Here is a 12,880-nt window from a genome sequence, read left to right on the forward strand (position 1 = left end):
CGCTCCACCAGTTTCTCTTAATGTGATTAAGCACCTGTAGCCTTTTTGATGATTTCTTCAGCAATACTTTTTGGAACTTCTTCGTAATGGTCAAATACCATAGTAAAGTTACCACGTCCTTGTGTACGAGAACGTAAGCCATTGACGTACCCAAACATTTCAGAAAGAGGTACCATACCACGAATGATTTGGGAACCTTTACGGGCTTCCATACCTTCGATGCGACCACGACGTGAGTTAATGTCACCCATAACATCACCCATGTATTCTTCAGGCACTTGGACTTCTACTTTCATCATGGGCTCAAGAATAACAGGATTACATTTGGATTTAGCTGCTTTTAATGCCATAGAACCAGCAATTTTAAATGCCATCTCAGAAGAGTCAACATCATGGTAAGAACCATCCACTAAAGTAGCACGGACGTCTACGAGTGGATACCCAGCTAATACACCATTCTGCATGGATTCTTCAATCCCGTTTTGAACTGCAGGAATGTATTCTCTTGGTACCACACCACCAACGATTTTGTTGACAAACTCGAAACCGCCACCCTCTTCAAGAGGTTCAAACTCAACCCAAACGTGACCGTATTGTCCACGTCCACCAGACTGACGGACAAATTTCCCTTCAACTTTCGCAGAGCCGCGGAAGGTCTCTTTATAAGCAACTTGTGGAGCACCTACATTAGCATCTACTTTAAATTCACGTTTCAGGCGGTCAACAATAACATCAAGGTGTAACTCACCCATACCAGCAATGATGGTTTGACCTGTTTCTTCGTTTGTAGAAGTTTCAAAGGTTGGGTCTTCTTCAGACAGTTTAGCGAGCGCAATTGACATTTTGTCTTGGTCGCTTTTTGTCTTCGGTTCAATCGCAATCTGGATCACAGTATCAGGGAATTCCATGGACTCAAGAATGATTGGACTCTTCTCGTCACAAAGGGTTTCACCTGTTCCTGTATCTTTCAATCCTACAGCAGCTGCGATATCACCTGCGTATACCTTACTAATTTCTTCACGGTGGTTCGCATGCATTTGTAGAATCCGACCGACCCGTTCCCGTTTCCCTTTCGTGGAATTGAGAACGTAGGAACCTGCATCCAAAGAACCTGAGTATACACGGAAGAATGTTAGCTTCCCGACATATGGGTCGGTCATAATTTTAAACGCAAGAGCTGCGAAAGGCTCTTCATCACTAGAATGACGAACTACTTCTGAACCATCTGGTAGTTCTCCCTCGATCGCAGGAACATCTAGTGGTGATGGAAGTAAAGCAACAACTCCATCAAGTAAAGGTTGAACACCTTTGTTTTTATATGAAGATCCGCAGAATACAGGTGTGATTTTTACATCACAAGTACCTTTACGAAGAGTTGCGATGATTTCTTCTTTGGTGATTTCTTCACCTTCAAGATACTTCATCATCAAATCTTCATCCAACTCAGCGATTGCTTCGATCAAGCTGGTACGGTATTCTTCAGCTTGTTCTTTATACTCTTCGGGAATCTCACGAGATTCAGAGGCAGTTCCCAAATCGTCAGTATAAATGATTGCTCTCATCTCGATGAGGTCAACCATACCTTCAAAGGTATCTTCCGCACCGATTGGAATTTGGATTGGTACAGCATTGGCGCCAAGACGATCACGCATTTGCTCTACAGCCCCGAAAAAGTTAGCACCGGTGATGTCCATTTTGTTTACATAAGCAATACGTGGAACACCATAACGGTCTGCTTGTCTCCAAACAGTTTCAGATTGAGGTTCTACGCCACCTTTTGCGCAGAAAACCCCTACAGCTCCATCCAATACACGGAGGGAACGCTCTACCTCTACAGTGAAATCAACGTGTCCTGGAGTGTCAATGATATTAACTCGATGACCTTTCCATTGAGCTGTGGTAGCAGCGGAAGTAATTGTAATTCCGCGCTCTTGTTCTTGTTCCATCCAGTCCATCGTTGCTGAACCCTCATGGGTTTCACCAATTTTATGAACTCGACCCGTATAGAACAAAATCCGCTCGGTTGTCGTTGTCTTTCCTGCATCGATGTGAGCCATGATCCCTATATTACGTGTATCTTTTAAGGAGAACTCACGTGCCATCGGAAATTTCTCCCTTCATGTTCACAAATGTGATGCAATTACCAGCGATAATGAGCAAATGCACGGTTTGCTTCTGCCATGCGGTGTGTATCTTCTTTCTTCTTCACAGCTGAACCGTTATTATTTGCTGCATCCAAAATTTCGTTAGCCAAACGTTCTTCCATGGTCTTCTCACTACGAAGACGTGAATAGTTGACTAACCAACGAAGACCAAGACTTGTACGACGTTCTGGTTTTACTTCGATCGGTACTTGGTAGTTGGCACCCCCTACACGACGTGCTTTAACTTCAAGTACTGGCATGACGTTTTTGAGCGCTTGCTCAAACACTTCCATTGGATCATTTCCAGAACGTTCATGGATGATATTGAAAGCATCATAAAGGATTCGCTGGGCTTTTCCTTTTTGACCGTCATACATCAAACGATTGATCAGACGAGTCACCAATTTGCTATTGTAAATTGGATCTGGAAGTACATCCCTGCGAGGTACTGGGCCTTTACGTGGCATGCTTTTCCCTCCTTTTCTACTTTAATATTTGTGAAATATCATTTCAATTATTTTTTAGGACGTTTGGTTCCGTATTTAGAACGGGCTTGCTGACGGTTATTCACACCGGCAGTATCTAAAGCACCACGAACAATGTGATAACGAACCCCTGGCAAGTCTTTCACACGTCCACCGCGGATCAGAACCACGGAGTGTTCTTGCAAGTTGTGACCGATTCCTGGAATGTATGCAGTAACCTCGGTACCGTTGGTTAAGCGTACACGCGCATATTTACGCAGAGCGGAGTTCGGTTTTTTCGGTGTCATCGTACCTACACGAGTACACACGCCACGTTTTTGGGGAGATTTTTGTGGAACAATCTCTTTTTTGAACGTGTTATAGGTGTATTGCAATGCAGGAGACTTTGATTGTCTAACTTTGCTTTTACGACCTTTGCGTACAAGCTGGTTGATTGTTGGCAACGAAAGCACCTCCTTCTTTTTTGATGAGATTTCATGTCCACAGATCCAGGTGTTTCATCTATGGTTAAAAAAATGCGAACGACTTAAAGTGATATAGGGTCGCGCACCGAGTGGGTACGCGATTCCATCTATTTGTTGTCGCTCATTACTTTCATGATTGGAGAATTGCTGCCGTTGCGGCGCCGACTTCAATTCCACATGCCCTTCCTAGCTCTTTCATAGAATCCACATGTGTAACAGCAATCCCTCGAGCCTTACACATCGAAATCATAGAGAGCGTAATCTGTGAGTCTGCATCATCAGCCACGATTACTAAAGATGCTCTGCCTTGTTCGATGGCCTTCTTAGTTTGCTTGGTTCCGATCGTAATCGCTTTTGCTAATTTCACTTTTTCATAAGACATTGGATCGCCCTCCAAAGTGAATAGTTCCAAGCACACAAAAAATATTATCACCAGTCTGATTCATTGTCAACAATAAACTCTAATCGATCAATACGGTTTCTTTAGAAGTGGAGGAGGTCGTTCCTTTCACTTCATTAGCCATATTTGGATTTAGATTACGATAGCGTGACATTCCTGTACCCGCAGGTACCAATTTACCAATGATCACATTCTCTTTTAATCCAAGTAACCGGTCTACTTTCCCTTTAATAGCAGCATCAGTCAATACCCGAGTCGTCTCTTGGAACGAAGCAGCAGATAGGAAAGATTCAGTTTCTAGTGAGGCTTTCGTGATCCCTAACAAGATTGGACGAGCAACAGCAGGCTCTCCACTAGAAGTGAGTACTTTTCTGTTCGCGTCTTCGTAGTCATGAATATCAACCACAGAGCCAGGAAGTAAGTCGGTCGTTCCAGAGTCAGTAATACGCACTTTTCTCATCATTTGGCGAATCATGACTTCAACGTGCTTATCATTAATTTCTACCCCTTGCAGACGATATACCTTTTGAACTTCTTGTAAGATATATTTCTGCACTCCATGTACACCTTTGATTCGTAACAACTCTTTAGGATCGATGGAGCCCTCTGTTAGCTCATCTCCAGCACTTACCATGTCACCCATCTTTACACGAACACGTGAGCCATAAGGGACTGTGTGTACTTTGGTTTCCACTTCATTTTCGATCTCGATTTCGCGGCGATCTTTTCCTTCGCGAATATCAATCACTTTACCAGCAATCTCACTAATGATCGCTTGACCTTTTGGATTCCGGGCTTCAAATAGTTCTTGAATACGCGGGAGACCTTGAGTGATGTCATCTCCAGCTACCCCACCTGTATGGAAGGTACGCATAGTCAACTGTGTACCTGGTTCCCCAATGGATTGTGCCGCAATAATTCCAACGGCTTCACCAATTTCAACAGGTGTTCCCAAAGCTAAGTTTCGACCATAACATTTTTTACAGACTCCATGTTTCGTTCGACATGAGAGGACAGAACGAATAACAACACTCGGAATATCGGCATCAATAATTTGGTTAGCAATGTCTTCGTCAATCAATTCATTGCGACCGATGATTACTTCCCCTGTCTCTGGATGACGAACCGTTTCAAAAGCAACTCGTCCATTGATCCGATCGAATAGTTCTTCGATGACTTCGTTTCCTTCTTGAATTCGGGAAACTAATTGTCCTTTATCTGTACCACAATCATCTTCACGAACAATCACATCTTGTGCGACATCTACCAGACGACGGGTCAGATATCCAGAGTCGGCTGTCCGCAACGCCGTATCGGCCAAACCTTTCCGCGCACCGTGGGTAGAAATAAAGTATTCCAAAACGGTAAGACCTTCACGGAAGTTCGTACGAATCGGCTGTTCGATAATTTTACCTGCTGGGTTAGCCATCAAACCACGCATACCCGCCAACTGGGTAATCTGAGAAACGTTACCCCGTGCACCTGAGTTAGCCATCATGTAGATCGGATTATATTTACCCATGTTTGCCATGATGACTTCAGTGATTTTATCCTTCGCTTGGCTCCAAATCGAGATCACTCGCTCATATCTCTCGTCATCTGTAATGAGACCACGGCGATATTGTTTCATCACTGTATCTACTTTATTTTGAGCTTTTTCCAAAATCAGGTGTTTCTCCTCGGGAACTGTAACGTCTGAAACAGACATCGTAATACCCGCTTTAGTTGAATAAGAGTACCCCAACTGTTTGACCTTATCGAGAATCTCTGACGTAGCTGTTGTTCCAAAACGACGGAAACATTCAGCGATAATCGCACCAAGATCTTTCTTTCTCAAAGCACCTGGGTCTTCGATCTTTTGAATTGCTTCTAGAACATTGACCCCTTTTTCAAAGATAAAGTATTTATCAGGTGTTCCTGAGAAATTTCTTTTTCCTGGTTCATTGATATATGGAAAATTGGTTGGGAAAATCTCATTAAAAATCAATTTACCTACCGTAGTAACTAACAAACTGTTTTGCTGTTTTTCTGTAAATACGGTCTTGTTTAATCTTTTGGCAGGGATGGCAACTCGTGAATGAAGAGAGACAAAGCCTTGTTGATAAGCATTAATCGCTTCAGAAATGGAGTAAAAGACTGTACCTTCTCCTTTTTCTCTTTCTTTTTCAACCGTTAAGTAGTAACAACCTAAGACCATATCTTGGGAAGGTGTGACCACAGGCTTGCCATCTTTTGGGTTAAGAATGTTTTGTGCCGCCAACATTAATAAACGTGCTTCTGCCTGAGCTTCAGCAGATAAAGGAACGTGCACAGCCATTTGGTCTCCATCAAAGTCAGCATTATATGCTGTACATACAAGTGGATGGAGGCGAATCGCACGTCCTTCCACAAGGATCGGTTCAAATGCTTGAATTCCCAAACGGTGAAGAGTAGGGGCACGGTTCAACAAGACAGGATGTTCTCGAATAACTTCCTCAAGTACATCCCAAACCTCTGGATGAATTCGCTCTACTTTACGCTTAGCACTCTTGATGTTGTGTGCCAATCCCTTAGCTACTAGCTCTTTCATCACAAACGGTTTGAAAAGTTCTAGAGCCATTTCTTTTGGAAGACCACATTGATACATTTTTAAATTTGGACCAACAACGATTACGGAACGACCTGAATAGTCAACCCGTTTTCCTAATAAGTTTTGACGGAAGCGACCTTGTTTCCCTTTCAACATATGGGAAAGAGATTTGAGTGGACGATTCCCTGGTCCTGTGACGGGACGACCCCGACGACCATTATCGATTAAAGCATCTACCGCTTCTTGAAGCATCCGCTTTTCGTTTTGCACAATAATATCGGGAGCACCGAGATCAAGCAAACGTTTTAAGCGATTGTTACGGTTAATCACACGACGATAAAGATCATTTAAGTCAGAGGTTGCAAAACGACCACCATCAAGCTGAACCATTGGTCGTAATTCTGGTGGAATAACCGGCAATACGTCTAGAATCATCCAATCAGGTTCATTACCTGAAGAACGAAATGCTTCAAGCACTTCTAATCGTTTTACCGCACGATTTCGACGTTGACCTTGCGCTGTTTGTAGCTCTTCCTTCAATTGATCTACTTCTTTTTCTAAATCAATATCTGCAAGTAGACGCTTAATTGCCTCTGCACCCATCATCGCGATAAAAGCACTTCCATATTTATCACGATAACTGCGATACTCTTTTTCTGATAACAATTGTTTCTTTTCTAAAGGTGTAGCACCGGGATCTACAACCACATAAGAAGCAAAGTAAATCACTTCTTCTAAGGAACGTGGAGACATGTCTAGGACAAGTCCCATCCGACTGGGAATCCCTTTGAAGTACCAAATATGGGATACAGGTGCTGCTAACTCAATGTGTCCCATCCGTTCGCGACGCACTTTTGCACGAGTGACCTCAACTCCACATCGGTCACAGACAACACCTTTATAGCGAACACGTTTATACTTACCACAATGACATTCCCAATCTTTGGTAGGACCGAAGATCTTCTCACAGAAAAGACCTTCTTTTTCAGGCTTCAATGTACGATAGTTAATCGTCTCAGGCTTTTTGACCTCACCGCGGGACCAAGACCGAATTTTTTCCGGAGAGGCAAGACCAATCTTCATATATTCGAAGTTATTTACATCTAGCAAAGGGCATTCCTCCCTCTAGATTCATTCATCACAGTGGGGGCGCATCCAGATTAGCGCCCCATGTGTGGCGATCAAGAAGTAGATCGAGCGTTGCTATCATCTTCCAGATCGAAATCTAGTTTGTCATTGGCCGATTCTTCATCCTCATCCAATTCACGCATCTCAATTTCTTGTTCATTTTCAGCCAAGATTTTTACATCCATCCCTAGGGATTGTAATTCTTTAATCAATACCTTAAACGACTCAGGAACACCTGGTTCGGGAACATTTTCCCCTTTGACAATCGCTTCATAAGTTTTGACACGTCCAACGACATCGTCTGACTTAACGGTCAAGATCTCTTGTAGAGTATATGCAGCTCCGTACGCTTCAAGAGCCCATACCTCCATCTCACCAAAACGTTGTCCACCAAACTGAGCTTTACCGCCAAGTGGCTGTTGAGTAACCAAAGAGTAAGGTCCTGTAGAACGAGCATGAATTTTATCGTCAACCATATGAGCAAGTTTGATCATGTACATCACACCAACGGTTACACGGTTCTCAAATGATTCTCCCGTTCGACCATCATAAAGAATCGTTTTTCCGTCTTCATCAAAGCCTGCTTCTTTCAAGGTATCAAATACATCAATCTCTGAAGCACCATCAAAAACTGGTGTTGCCATATGGATGCCAAGTGCTTTGGAAGCCATTCCCAAGTGCACTTCCAATACCTGCCCGATATTCATCCTCGATGGTACCCCAAGTGGATTCAGAACTACTTCTACGGGTCTACCATCTGGTAAGAATGGCATATCTTCTTCTGGCATCACACGGGCAATAACGCCTTTATTTCCGTGACGTCCTGCCATCTTGTCTCCTTCAGAAATTTTACGTTTTTGAGCGATGTAGACACGAACAAGCTGGTTAACTCCTGGAGGCAATTCATCCCCATTTTCACGAGTAAACACTTTTACATCTACTACAATCCCATCGGTTCCATGAGGAACACGGAGAGATGTATCACGAACTTCACGAGCTTTTTCACCAAAGATCGCATGTAGGAGACGCTCTTCCGCAGTCAGTTCAGTCACACCTTTAGGCGTCACTTTTCCGACGAGAATATCACCAGCTTTGATCTCAGCTCCGATCCGGATAATTCCACGTTCGTCTAAGTTACGTAACGCATCTTCCCCTACGTTAGGGATGTCACGAGTCATTTCTTCAGGTCCAAGCTTGGTATCCCTTGCTTCGGAGTCGTATTTCTCAATGTGAATCGAGGTATACACATCTTCTTTCACAAGCTTTTCACTAAGTAGAATCGCGTCTTCATAGTTGTAACCTTCCCAAGTCATAAAGGCGACGACAACATTTCGTCCTAATGCCATTTCTCCTTGTTCGGTTGAAGGACCGTCTGCTAGGGTATCACCTTGTTTCACTATTTCCCCAGTCCGAACCACTGGACGCTGATTCACACAAGTTCCTTGGTTAGAGCGAGTAAATTTGGTGATGATATACTTATCGAGATCACCTTTAACAAGACGACCATCTACTTCCTCTTCATGGCGTACCCAGATTTCATCCGCAGTCACACGCTCTACAACACCTGGGCGTTTCGCTCGAATCATCACCCCAGAGTCACGTGCTGCTACATGCTCCATTCCCGTTCCGATAAAAGGAGCCTCTGGTTTCAACAAGGGAACTGCTTGCCGCTGCATGTTCGATCCCATCAAAGCACGGTTGGAGTCATCATTTTCCAAGAATGGAATACAAGCAGTTGCGACAGAGACCACTTGTTTGGGTGAAACGTCCATATAGTCAACCCGGTCTTTAGATACTGGGATAATCTCGCTCTTATGGCGTACGGTAACCATGTCATTCTCGAATGTACCGTCTTCATTTAGAGCAGCGTTCGCTTGTGCCACATAATAATTGTCTTCTTCGTCCGCAGTCAAATAATCGATCCGCTCAGTGACTTGACCTGTATCAGGGTCTACACGGCGATAAGGGGTTTCAATAAACCCATAAGCATTGATGCGGGCAAAAGTAGACAACGAGTTGATCAGACCAATGTTCGGACCCTCAGGAGTTTCGATCGGACACATCCGACCATAGTGTGAGTGGTGAACGTCACGCACTTCGAACCCTGCTCTCTCCCGGGTCAAACCTCCAGGTCCTAACGCCGACAAACGACGTTTATGTGTCAACTCAGCCAATGGATTGGTTTGATCCATAAACTGAGACAGCTGGCTACTTCCAAAGAATTCTTTAATCGAAGCGATCACAGGACGAATATTAATTAACGCCTGTGGTGTGATCGCATTGGCATCCTGAATGGACATCCGTTCCCGGACAACACGCTCCATTCGAGATAAACCGATGCGGAATTGATTCTGTAATAGCTCACCCACGGAACGTAACCGGCGATTACCTAAATGGTCAATATCATCCGTTGAACCTACTCCATGCAACAAATCAATAAAATAGTTGATAGAAGCAATAATATCTGCTGGAGTAATGTTTTTTACGGATTGATCCACTTCTGCATTGGAAATCACTTTAATCACTTTACTCTCATCAAGAGGTGAATAAATTTTCACAGTTTGTAAACGAATGGGACCTTCATCAGGTACTCCACCACGAACTGTATAATCATGAAGTCCAAAAGCTGTTTCACCAGTAAGTACTGGAAGTAACTTATCAAGAACACGACGCTCCAACACTTGTCCAGCATCAGCCAAAATTTCACCTGTTTCAGGATCAACAATGGGTTCAGCTAGCTTCTGGTTCAAGAGTCGATTTTTGATATGCAATTTTTTGTTCATCTTGTAACGACCGACATTCGCTAAGTCATATCGTTTAGGATCAAAGAAACGTGCGAACAATAAACTGCGGGCGTTATCCGCTGTTGGTGGTTCTCCTGGGCGTAACCGTTCGTAGATTTCGATGAGTGCTTTGTCCGTGTTGGTTGTGTTGTCTTTATCTAGTGAGTTACGAACATACTCATCGTCACCAAGCAAATCGATGATCTCAGCATCAGAACCGAAACCTAGTGCACGCAAAAGAACCGTCACAGGGATTTTTCTCGTACGGTCGATTCGCACATAGATGATATCCTTCGCGTCGGTTTCAAACTCTAGCCATGCACCCCGATTGGGAATGACTGTTGCTGTAAAAGCTGGCTTCCCGTTTTTGTCCACTTTCGTGTTATAATACACACTAGGTGAACGAACCAATTGGCTTACGATGACCCGCTCAGCACCATTAATGATAAAAGTACCTGTATCGGTCATCAGAGGGAAGTCACCCATAAATACTTCCTGTTCCTTTACTTCACCCGTTTCTTTGTTGATGAGACGAACCTTTACCCGTAAAGGGGCCGCATATGTTACTTCGCTCTCTTTTGACTTTTTCACATCATACTTGGGTTCACCTAAGCTGTAGTCGATAAACTCAAGTACCAGGTTTCCTGTGAAATCTTCGATTGGCGAGATATCTTGGAACATTTCGCGCAATCCTTCATCTAAAAACCACTGGTACGACTTCTGTTGTATTTCGATAAGGTTCGGCAACTCCAACACTTCATTAATACGAGCATAACTACGACGTTGCCGACGACCACACTGGACCATTTTACCAGCCAAACAAACTCCCCCCTCGTACCCAGTCGAAAGCCGCTAGATGGGCGACTGTTAAAGCTAAAAAAAGAAAATGGGTTATATTGGCAACCTCATTTTTCCACCTATAAGTAGTCTATTTACCTATCTTAACCAGTTTGATATACAATCATACCTAACCTGGACATCAAAAATAATGTTTACTGAATACGGTTCTTTGTGGATAGACTTTCTGCAATTTATAACGTTATCACAAGCGGAAAATCATGTCAATCACAATTCATCGCTTGAATGATCCAATACCCCTTCTTCTGTTCAATCGTTTTCACAGAGGAGTATATTTGTTCCAACTCTTTTTTTGCAGATTGTGCTCCTTGTTGTTTACGGATTACGATCCAAAGAGAACCATTCTGTGTAAGATGATCTTTTGCTTCAGCAAATAAACGATAGATGGTTTCTTTCCCAACACGAATCGGTGGATTAAACAAAATATGGTCAAAGTCTTTGTCCGAAATCGCTTTAAAACCATTACTCACTAATGTTTTTACACGATTAGAAACTTGGTTTCGTTTTGCATTTTCAGCTGCGAGTTCAACCGCCCGATCATTCACGTCCACCATCACTACTTGTGTTTGGGGATGAGCATAAGCGACAGAAATGCCAATCGGTCCATATCCACATCCTAAATCTAATACTTTGGATCTTTGACCGATTTCTACTGTCTCAATGAGTAAACGACTACCAAAATCTACACCTTTCTTCGAAAAAACTCCTGCATCAGTTTGAAATGTAAAGGAATGATTGAGTAGATGTGCTTGAAATTGACGTTCTTCCGATTTCGAAGATGGATGAGGTGAATAGTAGTGGTCGCTCATTTTTGGAACCCCCTATGATCGCTACAACTATAAAGGAAGATCACAAAACCTTCTTGTTGTATAGACGACCACCTTTGATTAAACTTTGTGAAGTTGTATTGATACAAAAGCGACCCGCCGACCGATGACGACGGGTCAGACCGATGATCAAATCAATTACTTGACTTCTACAACAGCACCGGCTTCTTCGAGTTCTGCTTTGATTTTGTCAGCATCTTCTTTGGATACAGCTTCTTTAACTGGTTTTGGTGCTCCATCAACAAGTGCTTTTGCTTCTTTCAATCCAAGACCAGTAATGCCACGAACAGCTTTGATCACGTTGATTTTGGAAGAACCAGCGCTTGTAAGGATTACGTCAAACTCGGTTTGTTCTGCAGCGGCTTCTCCACCTGCTGCTCCACCCATTACAACTGGTGCAGCTGCGGTTACACCAAATTCTTCTTCAATTGCTTTTACAAGGTCATTCAGTTCAAGAACGGTCATGTTCTTAACTGCTTCAATAATTTGTTCTTTAGTCATGACTAGAAACCTCCCTGTTAAATGTAAATATATAATTTAGATGGTTAAAAATAGATTTTTTACGCTTCAGGAGCTGCTTCGCCATCCTTCTCAGCGACTGCTTGAACAGCAAGTGCAAGGTTACGCACAGGTGCTTGTAATACACTAAGCAACATAGAGAGTAAACCTTCGCGAGATGGTAGAACAGCAAGCTCTTTAATTTGCTCGAATCCAACTACGTTTCCTTCAACAACGCCACCTTTGATTTCTAAGGCTTTGTTCTCTTTAGCAAAATTGTAGAGGATTTTCGCTGGAGCTACCACATCCTCGTTACTAAATGCGATAGCAGTAGGTCCTGTTAGATGCTGATTTAGATCGGATAAGCCCACTTGCTCAGTCGCACGACGAGTCAATGTGTTTTTCATTACATGTAGCTCAACACCAGCTTCACGCAATTGTTTACGAAGTTCGTTGGATTGTTTCACTGTTAGACCGCGATAATCAGTAACGATGGTACTTTTACTTGAGGATAATTTCTCAGCGATCTCAGCTACGACTACTTTTTTCTGTTCAATTGCTTTGGACATGAGTACACCTCCTCAATCAAAGAAGTATCAATAAAAAAAGAAAAAGCCCCCGTAGACATAGGAAGGCTTATGTAAGCATATAGAAAATGCTCCACACAACACACCTCGGTAGGGGATTAAGCGTTCCGTACGCACCTACTGTCTACGGTAATCAA

9 protein-coding genes and 1 other annotated feature (1 of these 10 running past the window's edge) are annotated in these 12,880 nt (G+C 43.2%); all 9 genes read right to left on the bottom strand.

Going from position 1 to position 12,880, the window contains the following annotated elements; all coding sequences use genetic code 11:
* Positions 1-26 precede the first annotated feature (26 nt).
* Positions 27-2,102, bottom strand: a complete 2,076-nt coding sequence (gene fusA, locus EDD58_RS09085; RefSeq protein ID WP_131924644.1) for an elongation factor G — start codon at positions 2,100-2,102, stop codon at positions 27-29.
* Positions 2,103-2,140: 38 nt separating this feature from the next.
* Positions 2,141-2,611: a 30S ribosomal protein S7 gene (gene rpsG, locus EDD58_RS09090; protein ID WP_131924647.1), complete on the bottom strand. Its 471-nt coding sequence runs from the start codon at positions 2,609-2,611 to the stop codon at positions 2,141-2,143.
* 47 nt (positions 2,612-2,658) lie between these two features.
* Entirely contained in the window at positions 2,659-3,072 is a 414-nt protein-coding gene (rpsL, locus tag EDD58_RS09095) for a 30S ribosomal protein S12 (RefSeq protein ID WP_131924650.1), read from the bottom strand.
* A 151-nt stretch (positions 3,073-3,223) separates the two neighbouring features.
* Positions 3,224-3,475 carry a ribosomal L7Ae/L30e/S12e/Gadd45 family protein gene (locus EDD58_RS09100; RefSeq protein ID WP_131924653.1) on the bottom strand — a complete coding sequence of 84 codons (252 nt, stop codon included), beginning with the start codon at positions 3,473-3,475 and terminating at the stop codon, positions 3,224-3,226.
* A gap of 79 nt (positions 3,476-3,554) precedes the next feature.
* Complete coding sequence (gene rpoC, locus EDD58_RS09105) at positions 3,555-7,172, bottom strand: DNA-directed RNA polymerase subunit beta' (RefSeq protein ID WP_131924658.1); 3,618 nt, start codon at positions 7,170-7,172, stop codon at positions 3,555-3,557.
* 71 nt (positions 7,173-7,243) lie between these two features.
* Positions 7,244-10,792, bottom strand: a complete 3,549-nt coding sequence (gene rpoB / locus EDD58_RS09110) for a DNA-directed RNA polymerase subunit beta (protein ID WP_481249184.1) — start codon at positions 10,790-10,792, stop codon at positions 7,244-7,246.
* A gap of 242 nt (positions 10,793-11,034) precedes the next feature.
* Positions 11,035-11,640 carry a class I SAM-dependent methyltransferase gene (locus tag EDD58_RS09115; RefSeq protein ID WP_131924661.1) on the bottom strand — a complete coding sequence of 202 codons (606 nt, stop codon included), beginning with the start codon at positions 11,638-11,640 and terminating at the stop codon, positions 11,035-11,037.
* A 156-nt stretch (positions 11,641-11,796) separates the two neighbouring features.
* On the bottom strand, positions 11,797-12,159 hold the full coding sequence (rplL, locus tag EDD58_RS09120; RefSeq protein WP_131924663.1) for a 50S ribosomal protein L7/L12: 363 nt from the start codon (positions 12,157-12,159) through the stop codon (positions 11,797-11,799).
* Between the two features lie 59 nt (positions 12,160-12,218).
* Complete coding sequence (rplJ, locus tag EDD58_RS09125; RefSeq protein ID WP_131924666.1) at positions 12,219-12,725, bottom strand: 50S ribosomal protein L10; 507 nt, start codon at positions 12,723-12,725, stop codon at positions 12,219-12,221.
* A gap of 30 nt (positions 12,726-12,755) precedes the next feature.
* Positions 12,756-12,880, bottom strand: a sequence feature (ribosomal protein L10 leader region) (it continues 11 nt past the right edge of the window).

It is taken from the genome of Hazenella coriacea, from assembly GCF_004341825.1.
In the GTDB taxonomy this organism is placed as follows: Bacteria; Bacillota; Bacilli; order Thermoactinomycetales; family Thermoactinomycetaceae; genus Hazenella; species Hazenella coriacea.